The organism is Pyxidicoccus caerfyrddinensis, from assembly GCF_010894405.1.
GTDB lineage: Bacteria > Myxococcota > Myxococcia > Myxococcales > Myxococcaceae > Myxococcus > Myxococcus caerfyrddinensis.
Genome location: NZ_JAAIYA010000002.1, coordinates 792,858 through 814,869, shown reverse-complemented (window position 1 = coordinate 814,869; position 22,012 = coordinate 792,858). Strand labels below are relative to the sequence as shown.

Sequence of the window (22,012 nt, the reverse complement as noted above, 5' to 3'; positions counted from 1 at the left end):
GGCGAGCCGAAGCGGGCAGCGGCCGGCTACGTGCCCGCGGCGGCCGGGATGGGCGCGACGACGGGCGCCAGCTCCGGCGCGGGAAGCCGGCCTTCGAGCGTGTAGACGACCACCGCCTCGCGCCGGCCTCTCACGTGCGTCTCCGTCAGGCGCTCACCGGCGAAGCGGCCACCGCCCTGCCGCCACGTGCTCTCGCTCACGAGGATGTCCACGCCGAGCGCCTTGGTGAGCCCCTCCACGCGCGAGGCCAGGTTCACCGCGTCGCCGATGACGGTGTACTCGTGCTGCTCGGCGCCTCCGAGCATGCCCGCCGCCACCACGCCGGTGTGCAGGCCGATGCCGATGCGCAGCCGGGGCTTGCCCTGCTGCTCCCGGTGCGCGTTGATTTCCTCCAGCCGCGCCCGCATGTCGAGCGCCGCGCGCATGGCCAGCTCCGCGTGGTCCTCGCGGTGGTCCGGCACGCCCCAGCACGCCAGCATCCCGTCCCCGAGGAACTTGTTCACGATGCCGTCGCGCGCCATGACGATATGGGACATGTGCCCGAAGTACTCGTCGAGCAGCTCCAGCACCTCGCGCGGCTGCAGCGTCTCGCTCAGCGCGGTGAAGTCGCGGATGTCGCTGAAGAGGATGGTCACCTCGCGCTGCACCGGCTCCAGTGACACGTCCCCGAGCTGCATCACCCGCTCCACCACCTGCTTCGGCAGGAAGCGGGACAGACCATCGCGGCGGCGCAGGTTGAGGAACATGCCGCCCACTTCCGCGTTCGTCAGGGCGATGAGCGCGCCCAGGGCCACGTAGCAGCACACGACGAAGCTGACGCGCGCCGGCGAGCCGTGCCCCGTCATCCCCGCGAGCAGCGCGTACGCGGTGGACGACAGCGCCGTGGACAGCAGCACGTGCAGCCACGAGTAGCGCGCCACCGAGAACGCCAGCACCATGCCCAGGCTGGCCGCGAGCATGCCGGCGTCGAAGTGGCCGGCGCGCGTCCACGTATGCCACGCCATGTACGAGAAGAAGCCGGTGTCCACCACCGTCGTGGGCAGCGGGAACCACCGGGCCTTGTTGGCATGCGGCTTCTGGAAGCGCAGCACGACGAAGGCGATGACGGCGAACAGCGCGTAGGCGCCGATGGCCAGCTTGCGCTCCCCGTCCATCACCGGCCGGTAGGGTTCGGCGAACAGCTCCGCGACGACGCCCTGGGTGAACGCCATCAGCGCCAGCACGGCGAGGCGGAGGAAGGACACCCGGCGCTCGCCCACCAGCGAGCTCTCCGCCAGCACTACCGCCTCGTTGGCGCGGCTCTGCTCGAAGCGGGCCACCGTGGTGTCGCGGCCCTTTCCGTGGCGCTTGTGACGTCGGCGCATGTTGACGTGCTCCTTCAATCAATTCCGTTCGAGCGGGGCCTTCAGTGGAAGCGCAGCGTGCCGGTGGCACGCAGTTCGCCCACGGGCTCGCCCCGGGTGGTGCGCAGCACCGGCTGTGCATGGTGCCTCAAGTCCGCCAGGGGCAGCGAGAGTCCCCGCCGCTCGGCCACCTGCCGCAGCACGGACAGCAGGGCAGGAGGCGAGCAGCGCATGTCGCCATCCTCCACCTTCAGCGCCAGGCCCAGCCCCAGCGCCGGCAGCGCCGCGCAGTAGATGCCCTCCGCGCCCACCTTCGCCACCACCGCGCCCCGCGCCGCCGCCATGACGTCCGTGCATGGCCGCCCGGTACCCGCCACCAACTCCGGGTGCGCCACCATGGCCTCGCGCAGCCGCCGCGCCGCGGGCTCCGACGAGACGCCGAAGCGCGCGTAGGAGGTGGCCATTGCACTCAGGGACAGCGCGAAGCACACCGCCGTGCATCCATCGACGCCCAGCCTCACCGCGTCACGGGACTGCCCCGTCCAGCGCAGCACCTCCCCGAGGGAGCGCTCCTGCACCGGGTGGCCGGCGCGCTCGTAGCCCTGGGTGGCCCAGCCGTGGTGGCGCGCCAGCGCGAGCATGCCTGCGTGTTTGCCCGAGCAGTTGCTCCAGCGCGGGGTGATGACGACGCCCGCGCGCAGCGCCTCGTCCGCGACGGACTGGGACAGCGGCGGGTGCGGGCCACAGGCGAGCTGGTGCTCCTCGCAGCCACACGCGCGCAGCATGGACGCGGCGAGCGCCCGGTGCATCGGCTCGCTGGAGTTGGAGCCACACGCCAGCGCCAGCTCGCGCGAGCCGAAGCCGTAGCGGTCCGCCGCGCCGTCCTGCACGAGCGGCAGCGCCTGGAAGGGCTTGGCCGCGGAGCGCCACCAGGTGACGCGCCTCGGGTCCCCGGCCTGCGCGACGAGCGCGCCCTCCGTGTCCACCACCGCGACGGACACGGCGTGGACGGACTCGACCAGCCCCGAGCGGGTGGTCTCGATGGTGAGCGTGGACATGGCCCCGCCAGATACCAGGACCGGCGCCGCTTTGCTCGGCCCCTTCCCTGCCCGGTCCGTCCGCCTCCCTGCCTGCCTCATCCCACCCGACAGTCCGGGGACGACAGCGCGAAGAAGCACGCTGGCGCGGGGCGGCGGCTTGCTGTTGAAGTCGCGCCCCTTTGCTCGTCGCGGGACGTCCCGAGCCCCGCTGGAGGAAGCCGCCGTGGTCCGCCTCTTCTGCCCGCTGCCGGAGCCCGCCCCCGCCGAGGTGGAGCTGACCGGAGAACGCCGCCACTACCTCCTCCACGTGCTGCGCCTGGAGGAGGGCGACGCGCTGGAGGTCTTCGACGGCAAGGGCCGCGCCTTCGAGGCGCGCGTGGCGGGCGTGGGCGCGGAAGTCGTGCGCGTGACGCTCGGCACCGCGCGTGTGGCGCCCACACGCCGCGCGGTGAGCGTGCTGCAGGGACTGCCCAAGGGAGACAAGCTGGAGTGGGTGCTGCAGAAGGGCACGGAGCTGGGCGCCACCGCGTTCCTCCCCGTGGCCACCGCGCGCAGCGTGGTGAAGCTGGAGCCGAAGCGCGCGGAGGAGCGCACCTCGCGATGGCAGAAGATTGTCGAGGAGGCCTCGCGCCAGTGCCGCCGCGACGACGTGCCGCGCGTGGAGACGCCGCGCCCCCTGATTGAAGCGGCGCGTGCGCTGGCTGCCGGCACGGTGCTGCTGGTGCTGGATGAAGAGGAGTCCGCGGTGCCGCTGGGCGAGGCCTTCCGCGCGGCGGGCCCGGGCACGCCGGTGGCGCTGGTGGTGGGCCCCGAGGGCGGGCTTGCGCGCGACGAGGTGGATGCACTCGGCAAGCTGGGCGCGCGCAATGTCACCCTGGGCAAGCGCATCCTTCGCACCGAGACCGCTGCCCTGGCGGCTCTTGCGGTGATGATGCACCTGGACGGCGAACTCGGGTAGCGAGCGACCAGTCGTGCGCCCGGGCCCGGCGGGTTCCCAATGTCGGATGGTGATTCCTAGGTTTCTGCCGTCCGGGACCTCATGGTCCCTCAACACAGGAGAGACACTCATGGGGATCATCGCATTCATCGTCATCGGCCTCATCGCGGGTCTCATCGCCCGCGCCATCCTCCCGGGCCGGCAGAGCATGGGCCTGGTGGCGACGACGTTGCTCGGCATGGTGGGTTCGCTCGTGGGCGGCCTGATTGGCTCGCTCTTCCAGCGTGACGGCCGTCTGTTCGACCTGCACCCGTCGGGCATCATCATGTCGGTGCTTGGCGCCATCGCAGTACTCTTGCTGGTCGGGGCAGCGGGACGTCGTCGTGTCCATGCCTAGGGGTGAAGCACCCCACACGGAACGTCGCGCACGGGACGTGTCGATAGAGCTGTTGACGAGCCCCTGACGGTTCCTCAAGCGAGGAACCTCGGGGGCTCGCACTTTTCTTGCCCCCCGCGCTTGAACGCCCTTTCATGTGGCTGTCGTTCAAGCCGGAGGAGTCCGTTGTCCAAGTGCCTGAAGTGCGGTGCCATGCTTCCGCCCGTGGGGGATTGCACCTCCTGCGCCTCCACCCTCCATGACACTCCGGTGCCGAGCCTGCTCGACCGGGACATCCGGATTGACCGTCGCTCGGCGGAGCGCGCCGCGGAGCCGGCCTTCGTCGAGACCGCGAACGCGCCCCCGTCCGTGGCGCCGCTGTCTGGGCTGCTGCCGACGCCCGCCGCTCCGCGCATGCCCGCGCCGCAGCCCGGACACCCGGGTGTCGCCGCTCCGCGCATGGCACCTCCGCAGCCCGGTGTCGCCGCTCCGCGCGCGGCGCCGCAGCCGCCCCCCGCCGCTCCGCGTGCCGCCGCGCCGCAGCCTCCTGTTCCGCCCGCCGTTCCGCGCATGGCGCCGCCGCAGGCCGCGCAGCCTCCAGCGCCCGTCGCAGCTCCGCGCGTGGCACCTCCGCAGGCCGCACAGCCTCCGGCTCCCGTCGCAGCTCCGCGCGTGGCACCTCCGCAGGCCCCCGCCGCGCCGCGCGCCGCGCAGCCTCCGGCCGCCGGCTCGCCGATGACGCCGGCCTACGGCACGCCCTCCGCCGCCGCGCCCCGCGCGCCCGGTGTCGCGGCCCCCGCGCCGTCCGGCCTGCCCCGCATGGAGTCCCCGGCCCCCGCGCCTTCGGGTCTGCCCCGCATGGAGTCCTCGGCCCCCGCGACGTCCGGCCTGCCCCTCATGTCCGAGGCGCCGGTGGCGGCATCCGCCGCGCCGTCGGGCCTGCCCCGCATGGAGTCCCTGCCTCCGACTCCCGCCGCCGCGGCCAACGTGGGTATCTCTCGCTCCGAGGCGATTCGCGCGCCCGCCGCGAAGAGCGTCTCCGCCACCGGCAACCCGGCGGAGGTGCACGCGCGTCCGGCCTCGCTGTGGCGCCGGCTGCTGTCCTTCACCATCGACACGGCGGCCATCGCTGGCGTGGCGGCGCTCTACATCACCCTCGCCTCCTCGGTGACGGGGACGAAGGCGCCCGAGGCCGGGCTGGTGGGCCTGGATGCCTTCGTCGCGTGGCTGCGCGCGTTCCACACCGTCCTGCTGCCGGGGTTTTTCCTGGTGCTGGTCCTGGCGCTCGTGTACTGCGCGGTGGCGGCCTTCCTCTGGAACGGGCGCACGCTCGGCCGGCTGCTTCTCGGGCTGCGGCTCGTGGACACGCACGGCGTCGCCCCGGCGCCGGGTCGCGCCATCGTGCGCGCGATACTCGCCAGCCTGTCCTTCGTGCTCTTCCTGGGCGGATTCTGGATGGCGCTTTTCGACCGCCGCGGGCAGACACTGCATGACAAGCTGACGTCCACCTTCGTGGTCCAACCGAGCTGACCCTCCGTTTCATTGTGCCTTGCGGCCGCGGCCGTAAGATGCCGCGCCTACATGCCCGCCCGCCTCGCCCAGCTTCTCGTCTCGCGCAATCTTCTCTCGCAGGAGAAGGCGGGGGAGGTGCTGCGCCAGCACCAGGCACAGGGCGGGCACCTGGACACGTTGTTGTTGGAGCGCGGCGTCGCCAGTGAGGCGGACGTGCTCGCGCTGCTGGGCGAGGTCTCCGGCTTCCGGCCGGTGAACCTGATGGACTTCGAGCCCAACACGGACGTCGCCTCCTTCATCCCACCGAAAATCGCCGAGCGCCTGTGCGTGGTGCCGCTGTCCCTGGACGGCAGCACGCTGCACGTGGCGTGCGGCTACCCGGTGCCGAAGAAGGAGCTCGACGAGGTGGGCTTCCTGCTCGGCAAGCCGCTCGAGGTGTGGGTGGCCACCGAGGTGCGCATCCGCGAGTGGGTCTCCACCATCTACCGCCAGCCGCTCCCGCCGCGCTTCGCCCAGCTCGCGGCCGCGCTGGACCCCGAGCGCAACGCCGCCGCTGCCGCCACGCCCGCATCGGCCGCCCAGTCTCAGGAGGACTCGCTCACCGCGGACATGGTGGAGCGCCTGGCGCGCTCCGTGGCCCAGGAGCCGCTGTCCACCGAGGCGCGCTCCGCCCCGCGTGAGCCGGCCGCGCCCGCGCGTGCCGAGCCTCCCGCGCGCGAGCCGCAGCGCCCGCCCCCGCCACCGGCCGAGGCGCTCACCCCGCAGCCACCCGCCTTCGTCCGTGCACCGCTCCGGCTGAACATGCCGAAGGGCGAGCAGGCCGCGCCGCCCGTCGTCGCCGCTCCGCAACAGCCCATGGCGAAGGCCGCGCCGCCCGTCGTCGCCGCTCCGCAGCAGCCCGCGCCCAAGGCCGCGCCGCCCGTCGTCGCCGCTCCGCAGCAGCCCGCGCCCAAGGCCGCGCCGCCCGTCATCACCGCCGGCCCGCAGCAGCCCGCGGCCAAGGCCGCGCCGCCTGTCATCGCCGCCAGCCCGCAGCCCGCGCCTCCGGCCGTGGTTGTCAGCGGCCCGCCGTCCCCGCCGAGGCCCGCGACAGCGGCTGCTCCGGTGATTCAGCCCACGGCGGCCCCGACGCCGGGCCCCGCCAACGGCGCTCCTCGGGCAGCGACTCCGCCCACGCCTCCGCAGCGGCCCGCCACGGGCACGCCGCCGCAGGTCTGGCCTCCCGCGCCCGCCTCCGCGCAGCCGGGTACCAACGCCGTCGCCGCCACTGGCGCGCCGCAGGTCTGGCCGCCGGGCGCGCCCGCGCAGCCTCCGGCTCCCGAGTCCCCGGCCACGCTGCGCTTCCCCTCGCCGCTGGGCAGGGCCGACGTCCCGCCCTCTCCCGCGCCCACGCGCTCCTCGGAGCCCGCGTTCCTCGTCTTCCCCAACCCCGGCGCCGCACCGAAGCCGCGCGCCTCCGAGCCTTCCGCGCCCGAGGCCCGCCCGCAGCCTTCCGCGCCCGTGAGCCAGGACGTACCGGACTGGACGCTGTCCCAGGCGCGCGCCGCGCTGAAGGAAGCCACCAAGGACCGGGACCGGCTCATCGACGTCGCGCTGCGCTTCGGCCGCCGCACGTTCGACTACGTGGCCTCGTTCGCCGTGGTGCGCGGGGCCGCGCAGGGCCTGGAGGCACGCGGCGAGGGCATGGCGGGCGAGCAGCTCACGCAGGTGTCCGTCCCGCTCGACGCGAGCAGCGTCTTCCGCACGGTGGCCGTCACGCGTGGCAGCTACGCGGGCCCGCTGCCGCCGGACGCGCTCACCCGGCACTACCTGGAGCTGTTCGGCCGGCAGACGCCGCGCACCGTCTTCCTGTACCCGGTGGAGGTGAAGGGCCGGCTCGTGGCCATCCTCTACGGAGACTGCGGCCAGAAGCCCATCAGCCAGCGCCGCCTGTCCGACTACATCCTGTTCTGCCAGGACCTGCCGGCCGCCTTCCAGGAGCTCATCCTCTTCCGCAAGCAGCGCCTGTCGGAGCTGCGCTCGACGGAGGAGCCGGAGCTGACCATCGACGTGGACGTGCCGGTCGCCGCCCTGCCGGCCCCCGCGCCCGCCGTCGTCGCGGGCCTGGGTTGGAGCCCCTTCTTCGGCCGTGGCGCCACGGGCAACATGGGCCGCGCCGCCGCGCTGCCTCCGCGCGCGCAGTCGCAGGAGGAGCGCCCGCCGCCGGACTTCGCGCCGCTGCTCAAGCGCCTCACGGGCCCGGACGCCGCGCAGCGCGCCAACGCCATGGCGGAGCTGGCGCGCTCGCCCGAGGCCAGCGCCAAGGTGCTGTCGCAGCACTTCCCCGGCCCCACCGCGTGGAGCCGCCTGCCCGTGGTGGAGCTGCCCGAGGCGGACGAGCTGGGCCCCATCCCCGGCGCCCTCTCGCGGCTGGGCCGTCCCGCCGCGCACGCGCTGGCGCCGCTGCTGGACTCGCACGACCCGGACACGCGCTACTTCGCGCTGCTCACCGCGGGCAACCTGCCCTACGTGGAGCTGGTGGACGGCGTGCTGCGCGGCCTGTTCGACATGGAGCCGGACATCTCCAGCGCCGCGCGCGTGGCCGCCTCCGCCCTCAAGCAGCTCCCCCGGCTGGATGCGGCCCTGCGCGACCTCCGCCAGGAGCTGGCCAACCGGGACGCGATGCGCCGCTCGCTCGCCGCGCGGGCGCTGGGCGCGCTGCACGACCGCGAGGCGATTGAAGGCCTCATCCAGCTCACCGGCAGCGACGACGAGATGTGCGCCCAGGCCGCCGCCGAGGCGCTGCGCGAGGTGACGCGCGCCACCTTCGGCCTCAGCCCGCGCCAGTGGTCGACGTGGTGGGCGGAGAACCGCAGCCGCCGGCGCGCGGACTGGCTCGTCACCGCGCTGCGCCACCGCGAGCTGGACGTGCGGCTGGCGGCGATTGAAGAGCTGAGCCGCGCCCTCAACGACACGCTCGGCTACTACGCGGACGCCCCCGAGGCCGAGCGCGAGGTGGCGGTGCGCCGCTGGGAAGCCGCGGCGGTGGACCCGGCCAACGCACGCCGGCTGGGCATGCTGTAGGCCGCCTGCACGGGATGCCGGGGAGCTTGCCCCGGGCCGATGCTGGTAGCCTCCGGACATGCTCCTCGCGCAGATCTCCGACCTGCACATCAGCACTCCCGACTCGGACGTTGAACGCAGCTCCGACAGCTCCCCGTTCCTGGAGCGCGCGGTCCAGCACCTGTGTCGCCTGGAGCCACGCCCGGATGCGGTGCTGATCACTGGAGACCTCGTCCACGACGGACATCCCGAGGAGTACGTCCGGCTCGCGGCCCTGCTGAAGCCGCTGCCCATGCCCTGGTTCGTCATCCCGGGCAACCACGACGACCGCGAGCACCTGCGGGCCGCCTTCGGGCACCTCGGCTACCTGCCCGCGAAGGGCTTCCTGCAGTACGTGGTGGAGCAGGGCCCGCTGCGGCTCATCGGCCTGGACACGCACGTGCCGGGCAAGCCGGGCGGGCTGCTGTGCGGCGAGCGGCTGGCGTGGCTCGAGGCGCGCCTCGCCGAGGCCCCGAAGAAGCCGACGCTGGTGTTCATGCACCACCCGCCATTCCTCACCGGCGTGCGCGTCATGGATGGAATGGGGCTGGAGGGCTCGGACGCACTGGCCGAAGTGATTGGCCGCCATCCGCAGGTCGAGCGCGTCCTGTGCGGCCACCTGCACCGGCCCATCGTGAAGCGCTTCGCGGGCACGGTGGCCAGCACCTGCCCGAGCACCATGCTCCAGCTGGTGCTCGACCTGGAAGTCCCCGGCCGCCTCGCCATGGTCCGCGAGCCACCCGCCTGCCAACTGCACCTGTGGCGCGAGTCCGCGGGGCTCGTGACGCATACGAGCTACATCGACGACTTCCGGTCCCGCGCATGAAGCCGCTGTTGCCGCACTTCAAGGCGTACGGGAGCACCGCATGACGGGCGGGATGTGGCTCAGCCTGGTCGCGTGCGTGGGCTTGCTCGCCCTGGCGGGAATCGCGCTCTCCCGCGTGGGGCGCAGCCCGCTGGCGCTGCCGCTGTCGCTGCTGTCCATCACCCTGGCCACGTGGAACTTCTCCGGCTTCGCGCTGGAGCGCTCGGGCGACCCGGGCTGGCCGCTGGTGGGCTTCGCGGCGGGGCTGATGACGGTGCCCTGCACGCTGCACTTCATCCTGTCCTTCGTCGGAAGCCGGCGGCGCTTCGCGTGGGCCATGTTCGGCACCTACGCCGTCGCCAGTGCGCTGGGCTTGGCGATGATTGCCGCACTGGGCGCGCCCTCGCTGGCGGAGCGCCTGCTCACGCAGCGCTTCGGCCTCATCGTGACGGCGCTGGTGGGGCCACCGCTCGCCGGTGGCTTCGCGCTGCTGGTGCTGCACCTGCGCCGCACCCAGCACGCGGACGAGCGGGCGCGAGCGGGGCTGGTGCTGCTGGGGCTGACGCTGCTGGTGGCGCTGCTGCTGACGGAGCTGGCGGCGGAGCTGGGGCTCGAGGTTCCACGGCTGGGCAACCTGGGCACGCTGCTGGGGGTGCCGGTGATGGCCACGGTGGCGCTGCGCTTCGGCCTCTTCGGCCGGGACGCGGGCGCGCCGCGCATGGCGCTGCACGCGGCGGTGGTGGCGGGCGCGGGCGTGCTGGCGTACCTCGCCGTCTTCCGCCTCTTCGCCGGGCAGGCCGGCACGCTGGTGGTGTGCACGACGGCCGTGACGTTCTCCCTGGTGGCCGCCACGCGCCGGGGCGTCACCGCCTTCGTCACCCGGAGCGAGCGGTTGGAGCGGCTGGCCACGCTGGGCCGCTTCTCCGCGCAGATGGCGCACGACCTGAAGAACCCCATCGCCGCCATGAAGGGCGCCGCGCAGTACCTCAAGGAAGAGCACGCGCGCGGGCAGCCGTGGGACGGGCACGGGGAGTTCCTCGACCTGCTGCTGGAGCAGGTGGAGCGGCTGGACCGGGTGGTGGACACGTACCAGCGCCTCGCCCGCGTGGAGCCGCTTCCGCGTCCCGTGGACCTGGGCCGGCTGGTGGAGGGCGTGCTGTCGCTCCAGTCCTTCGCGAGCCCGGGGCAGGTCTCCATCGTCCGCGAGCTGACGCCGGGACTGCCGCCCTGCTCGGGGGACGAGGACCTGCTGGCCAACGCGCTGGAGAACCTGGTGCGCAACGCCTTCGAGGCGATGGCAAAGGGCGGCACCCTCACGGTGCGTACGCTGCGGGACGGCGCGGGCGTGGCGCTGGAGGTGGAGGACACCGGCGAGGGCATGGACGCGCGCACCCGTGAGCGCGCCTTCGACGACTTCTTCACCACCAAGGCCACGGGCAGCGGCCTGGGGCTGGCCTTCGTACGGCGCGTGGTGGAAGCCCATGGTGGAGAGGTGTCCCTGACAAGCCGGGAGGGGCACGGTACGGTGGTCCGCCTGCATCTGCCGTCAGGCGTCAGGCACCTGTCGAACGGGGAAGGAGAGGCCGCGTGAGCGAGCCATTGAAGGGGAACGTACTGCTGGTGGATGACGACCCGGCGGTGGCCAAGGTGCTGGGTGCGCTGCTGACGCAGGCGGGGCTGACGACGCACACCGCCCGCGACGGGCAGGAGGCGCTCGCGTTGCTGGGGCGCAAGCCCATCGACGTGGTGGTGAGCGACGTGCGCATGCCCGGCATGGACGGGATGCAGCTCTTGGGCGAAGTGTCGCGAGGCTGGCCGGACGTGCCCGTCATCCTGCTCACCGCGCACGGCACGGTGCCGCTGGCGGTGGAGGCGATGAAGGCGGGCGCGGCGGACTTCGTGCTCAAGCCGTTCGACCGGGAGGAGATTCTCTTCACCGTCCGCAAGGCGCTGCTGCGCGCGCAGGACGACACGGCGAGAGAGCCGCTCCGCGCGCCGGGCCCCTTCATTGGCCGCAGCAAGGCGATGGCGGACGTGCAGGCGATGCTCGCGAAGGCGGCCACGGGCACGGCCACGGTGCTGCTGCGAGGCGAGTCCGGCACGGGCAAGGAGCTGGCGGCGAAGGCGGTGCACGACGGCAGCCCGAGGCGCGCGGGGCCCTTCGTGAAGCTGCACTGCGCGGCGCTGCCGGACACGCTGCTGGAGAGCGAGCTGTTCGGCTACGAGAAGGGCGCGTTCACCGGCGCGGCCACGCGCAAGCCCGGACGGGTGGAGCTGGCGCACGGCGGCACGCTCTTCCTGGACGAGGTGGGCGACATCCCCCTCTCCATGCAGGTGAAGCTGCTGCGAGTCATCCAGGAGCGCGAGCTGGAGCGGCTGGGCGGCACGCAGCCGGTGAAGGTGGACGTGCGCTTCGTCGCGGCGACACACCAGCCGCTGGAGGAACTGGTGAAGGCGGGCCTCTTCCGCGAGGACCTCTTCTACCGACTCAACGTGGTGCCGGTGGAGCTGCCGCCGCTGCGCACGCGGCCCGAGGACATCGAGCCGCTGGCCCGGCACTTCCTGGAGGCGCACACGAAGGCCAACGGCCGGCCGCCCTTCACGCTCACCGCGGAGGGCCTGGCGGTGCTCCAGGCGCAGCCGTGGCCGGGCAACGTGCGCCAGCTCCAGAACTTCGTCGAGCGGCTGGTGGTGCTGTCGGACAGTCAGGTGCTCACGGGCGAAGAGGTGACGCGCGAGCTGGCCCGCCAGCCGGGCCTGTCCCCTGCCCCCACCGTGGCCGCACCCTCCGCGCCGTCAGGAGGCGGCGCGGACTCGGGGCTCACGCTGGAGTCCCAGCGCAAGGGCATGGAGCGCCAGGCACTGGTGGATGCGCTGAAGCGCGCGGGCGACAACCGCACGCTGGCGGCGCGGCTGCTCGGCATCAGCCGGCGCACGCTCTACAACAAGCTGGAGGAGCACGGGCTGCTGTGAGCCCACGCCTTCAAGCCGGAGTCGGAGTCGCCTTCGCCAGCGCCTCCATCTCGTCATGGAACGCGCGGATGAGCGCATGCGGGTCCGGCATCCGGCCCGCGTCCGAGGCCACGCCCACCGTCACCTGCCCCGCGTAGCTGAAGAGGCTCACCCCCAGGCCCAGGTGTCCGGCCTGCGGCACCCAGAACGTGAGCCCGCCCAGCTTCGTGCCCGCGACGGACACCGCCTCGCGCGGGCCGGGGACGTTGGTGGCCACCAGCGTGGCCCTGGAGCCGAAGGCGTCCACCATCGCCCGCTCCACCGCCGCGGGCGCATACCCCAGCACCTCCAGCGCGCCGAACGTCAACACCGCCTCCGGTGACTGCTTCACCTGCCCCATCCGCCGGGCCAACTCGCGCAGGCGCCGGTGCGGCTCGCCGAGGTGCACGGGCAGGCGCAGGAACACCACCCCGAAGCGGTTGCCCAGCTCGCGAGGCACCGGCTCGTCCAGCGGCCGCAGATTCACCGGCACCAGCGCATGGACGTCCTCCGGCGGCACCTCGCGCGCTTCCAGATAGCGCCGCAGCGCGCCCGTCACCGCCGTCAACAGCACGTCGTTCACCGTGCCGCCCAGCGCCCGGCCCACTGCCTTCACCTGTTCCAGCGGCACCGGGTCAGACCACGCCGCGCGCTTCTCCGTCCCCAGCGGCCCGCGCAGCGGCGTGTGCGGGTCCGGCGGCATCACCAGGAGCTTCCCCAGCGCCGCCGCCCCCCGGGCCCCCTGGCGCACCAGGTCTCCCGCGAGGATGGGCTCCGCCGCCAGCTCCGCGCCCTTCTTCAGCACCGTCCGCGCCGTGCTCGCCACCGCCCGCGCCCCGCGCATCCACCGCGCCAGCCCGCTCGACGGCGCACGCCGCGGCTCGCGCAGCTCCGCCGCCACGCCCTCCTCCGCGCCCTCCGCGTCGGTGAGCGTCAGCAGCACCCGCGCCAGCGCAATCCCATCCGCGAGGCAGTGGTGCAGACGGCACAGCAGCACGTCTCCGCCATCCGCCCCCTCCAGCACGTGGAATTGCCACAGCGGCCGGGAGCGCTCCAGGGGCGTGCTCATCCACTGCCCCACCAGCGTCTCCAGCGCGGCGCGGTCTCCCGGCGCCGGCACCGTCAGGCGCGACAGGTGCGCGTCCAGGTCCAGCTCGAACATGTCCTCCCAGTGCGGGACGGCCAGCCGCCCCAGCACCACGCGCTGGCGGAAGCGCGGGTAGCGCTCCACCAGTCGCTCACGCACCACCGCCCGGAGCCGCTCGAAGTCCAGCCGGCCCTCGAACCAGAGCACGGCGGTAATCATCATCAGGTTGGCGGGTTCCTCCATGTGGAACCACAGCGCATCCACGCTCGCCATCCGCTCCTGCGCCGCCATGGCTCCACGTCCCTCCGGGTGTGCCGGCCGGAAGCCCTCCCGGCCGGCCTGCTCATGGACTCATTGATTGAACATCATGCTCAACGCGAAGGCACCCCAGGCCAGCGTGCCCAGCGCGCCCAGGATGATGCCCGCGATGGCCTGCCCCTTCCTGCCGATGGGAGGCGTCGCATTCGGGTCCACCCGCCTCAACCCGATGATGGAGCAGATGAGCGCGAGGACGCCGACGCCCGGAGCGAAGCTCAGCACGCCCAGCATGACGCCCGCGCGCGCCATCGTGTTGTTCATGTAGAGGTCCCACGCCTTCTTCAGCGCCTCGGGAGAAACCTCCAGCTTGAAGAACAGCTTGTTACGGGTGTCTCTGTAGATGGCGATGGTGACGAGCAATGGGACGATGCCGCGGCCTACCGACGTCGGGTCCCCCGTCAGCATCCCCACCACCATGGAGCCGATGGGCACGCCAATGAGCGCCGTGCGAGCCCACGGGATGCCCAGCCAGAAGCAGGCTCCCACCACACCCGCCAGGAGTCCGAAGAGCCCGACGGGCATCACCGAGGGCTCCCCCGACGCGAAGATGGCGAGGCCGCTGATGACGTTGACCACCGCGCCGAAGCCCACGAGCCAGGACCAGGCGTCGCGCTTGCCCCAGTACTTCAGCCGGAAGCCCTCCAGGTAGTCCACCTCCGGGCGGACGGAGCACGCCTCGCAGTAGGTCTTCCCATTCACCACCCAGCGGTCCTGCTCGCAGTAGAAGGTGCCACACCGGGCACACGTCCCCAGAGCGGGATGGTCCGGGTGGGCGTTACAGCGGCTTCCTTCGGCGTCGGGCGTGTTGGACAGCGGTTGTGCGTTCATCGTTTCCCCCCTCCAGAGAGTCACGAGAGCTTCGCACAACCCACGGCCCTTCCGCGTCCCCCTACTTCTTCTCCGGCTCCGGGGGCCTGCGGTCGAACTGGAAGGTCTGCTTGCTGGCGTCATCCACCATCAGTGTGAGGACCTCATCCTCGATGTCCCAGCGGTACGTGCCGCCGCGGAACTTCAGCTTCTTGCGGGTGAGGGGGATGACGCGCTTGTCGCCGCAGACCGGGCCCACCGCCTGCCCGTCCTTCGTGCGCAGCGTCACCCGGTCCTTGCCGGACAGCTCCACCGTGCCCCAGGCACGGACCACCAACTCATTGCCCCGCCCCAGCGTCGCCTCCTCCAGCGACGTGCGCAGGATGAAGCAGCCGCCGGGCGTCACCTGCAGCGAGCGCTCGTAGTCCGCGCGCGGCTGCGCCTCGATTCGCTCGGGCCCGCCGTCCAGCTCCTCCGGCAGGCTGGCGGCGGACAGCGTCCAGGTGCCCACCAGCTCCTCGGGAAGCTTCGCGGCGGAAGCGGGCAGCCCCTGGCACGGGTCCGCCTTCTCCTTCTCCGGACTCGGCGGGGCCGGTTCGAAGGAGCGCTGGCAGGTGTTGCCACAGGTGCGCTTCGCGCACTGCGTGTCGTCCGGCGCGCAGCCCGCCTTCTCCGTACACAGCTTGAGCCGCGCCAGCGCCTTCTCGCAGTCCTGGCGCAGGCACCGGTCCACGCACTCGGCGTCGATGCACTCGGCCACGCACGCCCAGTTGGTGGCGCCGCACACACCGGCCATGGTGCGCGGGCGCTCGGAGGTCGTCTGGGCGGCGGCCTGCACCGCGACGCCCAGCGACAGGGACACGACGACGAGGAGGACTCGGGAAGAGGGCATGCCTGCCGTGCAAGCTAGCCACGCCCCTCCCCGCGCTCAGCCTCGGGCCTCACGGGCTGTCCACCCGCGAGCACTGGGAATGCCCTCAGGTGAACTGCCAGCGCCAGGTGCGCACGTCGCTCGGGTCCACCAACTCCAGCTCGAAGGAGAGCGTGTCGAAGCGCTCGAACTCGCGCGAGTCCACGCGGAGCAGCGTCATGCCCGCGTGGTTCTGCCCGCGCAGCGGCGACACGGTGAAGGACAGCTCCGCGTCGAAGGCCACCTTGTAGAAGAGGCAGAAGCCATCCACCCGGCCCTCGTCCACCACCGGCCGCTCGAAGCGCACGCGGTGCGGCAGGCCGTCCGCGGCCATCGTCTCCAAATCGAAGGCGAAGGCGGGCTCCGGGTCGCACAAGAGGTGGTCCACTTCATACGAGCGGATGACGCGCGTGAAGTAGGACGGGTTCATCGCCTCGCGCAGCGTCTGCAGGCAGCTGTAGTCCACGCTGGGGAAGCGCTGGCTCCAGATGAAGGGGATGCAGGCCTCGTCGCGAAGCTGCACCGGCTCCACGAAGACCTCGAAGCGGTTGGGGAGGATGCGCCCGCCCGGCTTCAGCATCCGCGTGCGCAAATCCAGCATCCTCGGCACCAGTCCCGCGTCGAAGAGGGCGTCGCCCAGGAGCTCGTGCAGCAGCACGTCCACCTTCTCCGGCGGGTGGTACTGCCACGGGTGCGAGCGCACGAAGTCGATGTGCTCCAGCCCGTTGCGCCGCGCCACCCACTGCGCCGTGTCCAGCAGCCGCGAGCCGTCCACCGCGTACAGCTTCTTCGGATGGCGGCTGGCCGCGAGGAAGGTACGCAGCCCCGTGCCGGTGCACGCGTCCATCACCACCTGCCCGGGCCGCACGTACCGCTCACACGCCTTCTGCCAGACGTCCACCCGCTCCGGGTCCGCCAGCGCGTGGTCCTGCGGCGCGGGGCTGGAGAGGGACAGGAAGTCCGGCGTCACGTTCCGCAACGGGAACTGGGACACCAATGGCAGATGGCTCAGGCGTGAACGCAGGTCCATCAATGCCTGTCGAGGCAGGTCGAGCAGATTCGGCATGGCATCCCCCCGGATGCTTGGATGTTTCGAGCCACAAACCCCGGCCGGTCCTGGCACCGGGATTTCCTACCATGCGGGACTTACCAGCCCAGGCCCATCGAGCGAGGGGGCAGGATGACTGTCCCCGTGTGAACAGGCCCTCCGCCCTGAGTCACGGCTGGGTGGCGCGCAGCTTCGCGCCGAAGGCCAGCAGCCGCTCGCGGGCCTTCAGCAGCTTCTCGCGGGGAATGGAGAATACCGCGCGGACGCGCTCCGGGTCTCCGCACCACGGCCCGCCGTTGAGCACCACGTGGGTGTGCGCATAGACGAGCGCGGGCAGGTTGTCCGGTGTGAGGCGCTCGCCGTCCACCTCGCGGCCCAGCCACGCCGTCACCCGGGGCGCCAGGAAGAGGCCGCCCGCGTCGCTCGCATCCGAGCGCCCATCGCCCGGCAGCGCCTGCGCCAGCAGCTCGCGCTTCTCCGCCAGCTCCCGGCGCATCTTCGTCAGGAAGGCGCGCAGCGCGCGGTGCCGTGACGGATAGAGGAGCTGCCCGTCCGGGCTGCGGGCATAGGCTGCGTACAGGTAAGCCGCGGCGCGCGCCGTCACCAGGTGCAGCACGCCCGGGCCGCTGTCACGCACCGCCGCGGCCAGGGCCCTGTCTCGCGTGGCCAGCCAGCCCACGCGCAGGCCGCCCGCCGCGAACTCCTTGGACAGTCCGCCCAGCAGCACCGTGCGCGCGCCCACGCCGGGCACCGCGCCCTCCAGCGTCACCGGGCTGTGCACCGTCTCCGCCGTGGGGCTGGTGAGGTTGACCAGGCCGAAGATTTCGTCCGACACCAGCAGGCAGCGTTGCTCCACCACATAGGTGGCCAGCGCCACCAGCTCCTCCTGCGTGAGGTAGGCACCAGTGGGGTTGGACGGTTGGGAGACGACGACGGCATCCGGGGCCGCACCACCCTGCCCCCGCCGCGAGAGCAGGCCGGACAGCGGACCCAGCTCCACGTCGCATCCGGCGGACACGAAGGTAGGAGGCAGCACGCCGTAGCACGGCGTGGCGAGGAACACGCGCGGCGCGCGCCCCAGCCTCCGGCGCAGCGCCACGCCCAGGTGGTGGATGAGCGGCCAGACGCCGGGCGCCACCGCCAGGTCCTCCGGGGCGTAGCGCGCTGCGCGCGACTCCAGCAGGAAGGCGGCCACCGCCTCCGTCAACCCCGTCTGCGTACCCGAGTCGCGCGGCGCGGTGCCCGCGGCGAGGAGCCCCTCCACCAGCGGCGCGGGCAGCGGCCCCTCGTTCTCTCCGTAGTCCAGGCGCACCAGGTCCGGGTCGTCCTCGCGGAACACCTTCGGCGCGAAGGCGGGAAAGCCCGCGAGCTTCGCGATGCGCTTCGAGCGAGGCAGCGGCACCGCCGGGGCCTTGCGGGCCGCGGGGGCCTCCGGCTCCGTGAAGGAGATGCGGAAGGACAGCAGGTCCGCGAAGGTGCGCTCATAGAACCACTCGGCCAGCGTGCTGATGCGCGAGTACGTCACCTCCGCCGCCACCTCCAGGTCCGCGCGCAGGGGTTCCGGCACGGGCAACAGCAGCGTCAGCTCCAGGTCCGGCCACACCGCGTTCTTGATGAGGCCGTAGAGCACCACGAGGTTCGGCGAGTACGGCTCGCGTGCGAGGAACTCGAAGAGCGTGTGGGGCTCCACCGCGCCGGTGATGTTGAAGAAGGCGCTCTCGTCCAGCACCACCCAGATGCCCCGCCGCGCCGTCTCCGCGAGGATGTCGCGCAGCACCGCCAGGTTGGTGCGCTCGCCCGGCTCCACCGTCAGCAGCACCAGCTTCACGTCGAAGGCCGTCAGCAGCTGGCGGACCTCCTCCAGCGTGGTGTGCGTCACCGTGGTGCGCACGCCCGCCTTCTCCAGCGCTCGCGCGTACAGCGGCTGCAGGTTGCGCGACACCAGCACCTCGTCGCCCGCGTCGCAGGTGGCCATCAGCAGCGAATAGACGGCCTGCTCCCGCTCGGGCGCGACGAACAGCTCCTCCTCCGCCAGGTGCAGGCCGAAGTACCGGTCCAGGTAGCGCACCACGCGGCGGCGGAAGGACATGTCCCCCGCCTCGTGCGCGTATGGCATCAGCGGCCCGCGTGCCAGCCGCGCCGCCAGCTCCGCCACGAAGCCGAGCTGCTCCGCCGACGCCGCGCCCAAATCCAACTCCTCCTGCAGGGAAGCGGCGCCCAGCTCACGCAGGGCCGCGCGCAGGGCCAGCGTCTCGCGCGGCAGCGCGAGCTGCGCTTCCCACACCGCCACCTCGTGCCACACCGGGTGGCCCGCCTGCAGCCAGCCCAGCGCCGTGGCCGCGCGCAGCGGCTCCGGGCTGCGGGCCTCCATGAAGAACTCGAACTCGCGCCCGGTGCGCTGCTCCAGCGCCACCAGGGGGCGGATGTCCGTGTCAGCCGCCTGCATCACCCGCCGCGCCACGCGGACTTTCGGCGTGAAGCCGCGCCGGGTCAGCATGCGCTGGATGATGGGACGCCCCGGCCGGCCCGCGAGGTTGAGGAGCAGCCGCCCTCCCGGCGCCAGGCGCTCCGGTGCTTCATCCAACAGCCGCGCGATGAGCCCCAGCCCGAAGTGGTCCTCGTAGACGTTCTGCAGCGTGCAGTAGTTGGACAGGTCGTACAGCGCCTGCTCGTCGGCCTGGGACAGCTCGGCCGGCAATTCCTGCTCCTCACCGCGCAGCACCTGGGGGATGCAGCCCACCACGAAGTCCCACGGGGCCTCCGAGGGTATGCCGCGCAACAAGTCGCTCTCCCCGAAGGACAGGCGCGACACCAGCGCCTCGTCGCCGTTGAGCCACGCGTTGCACCGCGCCACCACCGGCGAGTGCGGGTTGAGGTCCGCGCCGTGCACGTGCGCCAGCCGGGTGAACTTCGCGAGCGCGATGCAAATCCACCCCGAGCCCGCCCCTACTTCCACCAGCCGCTTTCCCGCGTACTCGTCCAGCGGCACGCTCATGAGGCCCTCCATGAACGTGTAGGCCCACGCCTCGGGAGCGAAGATGGACGGCAGCAGGAACAGCTCCAGCCGCTCCTGTGATGCGCCCACCACCACCGTCACCGTCACCAGCCGCAGCGGCGCCGTCTCCGGCCGGTTGCGGGCGGCGTCAGCCAGCTCGCGCAATTCCGTCAGCGCGCGGGGACGTCGGTCCGGGTGCGACAGGTCCTCGGACAGCGCGCGCAGCAGGTGGAAGGCGTCACGAGGTGAGGCGGGGTAGGTGGCCATGGCGCGCGGACTGTCCCGGGGGACCAGGGCCCTGTCAACGACGACACCCATCCCCTGTCCACGAGCATCATGGCGCCCCGACGCAACAGGTTGGCGCCCGGGGGCGAGTCAAGAATTCAAGGCATGGCCGTAATAAGGGGTGAGCAGTCCGGCGCGCGGGACTGACGAAGCAACATCGATGTCGCTCATGCCTGTGGATGGAACCCCGTAGTGGAGAGGGGGCAGTGATGGAGATGAACATCTGGTCGCCGGTGATGACCGGCGTGGTGGGGATGACGAGCGCGCAGCCGTTGACGCAACGGGTCTCGAGGGACCCCGCGCGCAAGCGGTGGGAGGCGCAATCGTGGCGTCGGCAGCTTCGCAACCCGGGGGAGTACGAGACACCGGTGGCGCGGGGCGCGTTGGTGCAGGCGCTGGTGGCGGAGGGCTTCACGGTGGACGCGGAGGTCGCCCGCTTCGCGGGGGCGTCGGAGGACCGGGCCTGCATCAGCATCGCGCAGGTGGTCCGCTTCGCGGACACGCTGGCCCTGCGCATCGCACTGGCCCGTACGGATGACCAGGTGCTGCAGCTCGCGCACCTGCGCCGCAACGCCGAGGAGCTGGCGGAGCGGATGATTGAGTGGGCCAACGCCGGCCGCCTCTAAATAGAGGCCTGGCGGGCGCCCACATGAGGAGCAGCATCATGATGAGGGCAGCCCGTCCCAGACAGACGCGCCGGGAGTTTCCGGCGCGCAACAAGCCCGCGGGGCCGCGAGCCATCCGGCCCCACGCGCCCGGTGCGCTGCGGCGGCAGGTGCTGCGGCGCGCGTCCGGGAAGAAGACGGCCGGTACTCCGGACGGACTGGCGCCACCCTGCTGGCTCGCCCGCCTTCTCTCGAACGGGTGACACTCCAGGAGGGGGAGCGGGCGCGTCATCCTTGACAGCCCTGGAGCCCGGCTGTTCTCACGGGGACATGTTCTCCTCGCTCGTCCTGGCGGCCACCCTGGCCGCGGCTCCCGCCCCCCGCTCCGCCGCGTCGGCGCAGACTGTCGTCCACGTCCCGAAGCTGGATGCGATGACTGGCCTGTCCGCCTTCCTGGAGCGCGCGGGCACGCACGCGCCGGTGCTGCGTCCGTCCGCCTGGCGCGCGGAGCTGCACCCCTTCCTCGTCATCGACCCGACGAAGCCGGAGACGCTCTCCGAGGCCGGACTGGACCCGGCGGGCCCGGCCACGGTGTCCCTGCGCGAGGACGGCCGCGTGTCCTGCCTGCGCGTGAAGGACGCGAAGCTCTTCCAGACGAAGGCCGCCGAGGCCATCACCGCCGCCGGTGGCGAGGAGGCGAAGCCCAAGACGTCCAAGGGCGTGACGACGGTGAGCGTGTCGCGCGCGGCGGGCGGCGCCATGGGCTATGCCCTCAAGGGCCAGGACGTGTGCTCTTTCGGCGCCACCGACACGGGCGGGCCCGCGCTGCTGAAGGAGGCGGTGAAGCTGGTGGGCAAGGCGCCCGCGCCGGACGCGCGGCTGGGCAACGTGTCGGGCGTGGCGTACCTCGCGTCGGGCGGCACGGTGGTGGGGCTGGACGGCACGGGCACGGCGCTGAAGGTGGACGGCACGGCGCTGAAGCTGCCGCTGCCTCCCTTCCAGGCGAAGAGCACCAGCCCCTACGGGGCGATGAAGGCGGACGGCATGCTCTTCTCGCGCGCGGCGGTGGCGCCCGCGGGCGTGGCGCAGGCGGTGGGCTCGCTGCGCGCCACCATCCAGTCCGTGTGCCCCGCGTGTCCGAAGGAGCAGGTGCAGGCCATGGCGGACTCGGTGGCGAAGCAGCTCACCGGCAACCTGCTGGTGAACATGGACTACGTGCAGGTGCGCGGCTCGCTGCGCGCGCCGGAGACGCGCTTCTTCGCCGTGCGCCAGGCGCTGGCCGCGGAGGTGACGGACGCGGCGGCGGTGAAGTCCGCGCTGGCACCCATGGGAAGCTTCCCGGGCGCGAAGGCGCTGGCGGACGGCTGGGCCCTGGCGGTGAAGGGCGGCAGCGTCTTCGTGCGCCTCAAGGACAAGCAGTTGGTAGTGGGCAACGACGAGGCGGTGACGCAGGCCACGCTGGCCGCGCTGCCGGCGGCGGGCGCGAAGCTGGAGCGCGCGGCGGACTTCTCGCTGGACCCCAAGCGCCTGGCGCGCGGGCTCAACCAGGTGTCGCTGTCGGACGTGCTCGCGGATGAGCAGCTCGCCGCGCTCTTCGCCATCAGCTCGGAATTGGGCCCGCTGCTGGAGCAGAGCGAGCGAATCACCGGGTGGATGGACAGCGCCCCCGGCGGCGCGCACCGCTTCTCCCTCACCTGGACGCTGCCGGCGGCGAAGTAGCCCCGCCCGCCCGCCCTACCTGGAGCGCCGCCCCGCTGTGACGGGGCGTGCCAGACGCCGGGGAAGCACGGCATGATAGAGGGCGGGAACGCACGCGCCGGACAGCCCGGGCGTCGCGTGACGCGAGGGGGCGCCCTGCCGCCCCTCGAGGGG

17 protein-coding genes are annotated in these 22,012 nt (G+C 72.6%); 10 read left to right on the top strand and 7 right to left on the bottom strand.

Features of this window, described 5'->3' with window-relative positions:
• Nucleotides 1-26: 26 nt before the first annotated feature.
• The gene (locus tag G4D86_RS06785; RefSeq protein ID WP_163990691.1) at nt 27-1,364 is read right to left on the bottom strand and encodes an adenylate/guanylate cyclase domain-containing protein; all 1,338 of its coding nucleotides are present in this window, start codon (nt 1,362-1,364) and stop codon (nt 27-29) included.
• Between the two features lie 41 nt (nt 1,365-1,405).
• Complete coding sequence (locus G4D86_RS06780) at nt 1,406-2,401, bottom strand: asparaginase (RefSeq protein ID WP_163990689.1); 996 nt, start codon at nt 2,399-2,401, stop codon at nt 1,406-1,408.
• 205 nt (nt 2,402-2,606) lie between these two features.
• On the opposite strand from G4D86_RS06780, the gene G4D86_RS06775 reads away from it, so the two are divergent.
• From G4D86_RS06775 to G4D86_RS06745, 7 genes are all read left to right on the top strand, one after another.
• Nucleotides 2,607-3,341, top strand: coding sequence for a 16S rRNA (uracil(1498)-N(3))-methyltransferase (locus G4D86_RS06775; RefSeq protein ID WP_163990687.1), 735 nt, complete (start codon nt 2,607-2,609; stop codon nt 3,339-3,341).
• Nucleotides 3,342-3,450: 109 nt separating this feature from the next.
• On the top strand, nt 3,451-3,717 hold the full coding sequence (locus G4D86_RS06770) for a GlsB/YeaQ/YmgE family stress response membrane protein (RefSeq protein WP_163990685.1): 267 nt from the start codon (nt 3,451-3,453) through the stop codon (nt 3,715-3,717).
• Nucleotides 3,718-3,909: 192 nt separating this feature from the next.
• Entirely contained in the window at nt 3,910-5,226 is a 1,317-nt protein-coding gene (locus G4D86_RS53725; RefSeq protein ID WP_275899099.1) for an RDD family protein, read from the top strand.
• Nucleotides 5,227-5,277: 51 nt separating this feature from the next.
• Entirely contained in the window at nt 5,278-8,271 is a 2,994-nt protein-coding gene (locus tag G4D86_RS06760; RefSeq protein ID WP_163990683.1) for a GspE/PulE/PilB domain-containing protein, read from the top strand.
• Nucleotides 8,272-8,329: 58 nt separating this feature from the next.
• Entirely contained in the window at nt 8,330-9,115 is a 786-nt protein-coding gene (locus tag G4D86_RS06755) for a phosphodiesterase (RefSeq protein ID WP_163990681.1), read from the top strand.
• Between the two features lie 40 nt (nt 9,116-9,155).
• The gene (locus G4D86_RS06750; protein ID WP_163990679.1) at nt 9,156-10,685 is read left to right on the top strand and encodes a sensor histidine kinase; all 1,530 of its coding nucleotides are present in this window, start codon (nt 9,156-9,158) and stop codon (nt 10,683-10,685) included.
• The gene (locus G4D86_RS06745; RefSeq protein WP_163990677.1) at nt 10,682-12,067 is read left to right on the top strand and encodes a sigma-54-dependent transcriptional regulator; all 1,386 of its coding nucleotides are present in this window, start codon (nt 10,682-10,684) and stop codon (nt 12,065-12,067) included. The genes G4D86_RS06750 and G4D86_RS06745 overlap by 4 nt, the downstream gene beginning before the upstream one ends.
• Nucleotides 12,068-12,077: 10 nt before the next feature.
• Here the strand turns inward: G4D86_RS06745 and G4D86_RS06740 are convergent, their stop codons facing one another.
• From G4D86_RS06740 to G4D86_RS06720, 5 genes are all read right to left on the bottom strand, one after another.
• Nucleotides 12,078-13,463, bottom strand: a complete 1,386-nt coding sequence (locus G4D86_RS06740) for a WS/DGAT/MGAT family O-acyltransferase (protein WP_163990675.1) — start codon at nt 13,461-13,463, stop codon at nt 12,078-12,080.
• A gap of 60 nt (nt 13,464-13,523) precedes the next feature.
• Nucleotides 13,524-14,318, bottom strand: a complete 795-nt coding sequence (locus G4D86_RS06735) for a DUF4190 domain-containing protein (protein WP_163990673.1) — start codon at nt 14,316-14,318, stop codon at nt 13,524-13,526.
• Nucleotides 14,319-14,379: 61 nt separating this feature from the next.
• Nucleotides 14,380-15,189 (bottom strand): hypothetical protein, encoded by an 810-nt coding sequence (locus G4D86_RS06730; protein ID WP_205519479.1) that lies wholly within the window; start codon nt 15,187-15,189, stop codon nt 14,380-14,382.
• Nucleotides 15,190-15,274: 85 nt separating this feature from the next.
• Entirely contained in the window at nt 15,275-16,273 is a 999-nt protein-coding gene (locus G4D86_RS06725; RefSeq protein WP_163990671.1) for an SAM-dependent methyltransferase, read from the bottom strand.
• A 151-nt stretch (nt 16,274-16,424) separates the two neighbouring features.
• Entirely contained in the window at nt 16,425-19,517 is a 3,093-nt protein-coding gene (locus tag G4D86_RS06720; protein WP_163990876.1) for an aminotransferase class I/II-fold pyridoxal phosphate-dependent enzyme, read from the bottom strand.
• Nucleotides 19,518-19,744: 227 nt separating this feature from the next.
• Between G4D86_RS06720 and G4D86_RS06715 the strand changes: the two genes are divergently transcribed.
• From G4D86_RS06715 to G4D86_RS06705, 3 genes are all read left to right on the top strand, one after another.
• Nucleotides 19,745-20,161, top strand: coding sequence for a hypothetical protein (locus tag G4D86_RS06715; protein ID WP_163990669.1), 417 nt, complete (start codon nt 19,745-19,747; stop codon nt 20,159-20,161).
• A 38-nt stretch (nt 20,162-20,199) separates the two neighbouring features.
• On the top strand, nt 20,200-20,403 hold the full coding sequence (locus G4D86_RS06710) for a hypothetical protein (protein WP_163990668.1): 204 nt from the start codon (nt 20,200-20,202) through the stop codon (nt 20,401-20,403).
• Between the two features lie 67 nt (nt 20,404-20,470).
• Entirely contained in the window at nt 20,471-21,859 is a 1,389-nt protein-coding gene (locus G4D86_RS06705) for a hypothetical protein (RefSeq protein WP_205519478.1), read from the top strand.
• Nucleotides 21,860-22,012: the final 153 nt, after the last annotated feature.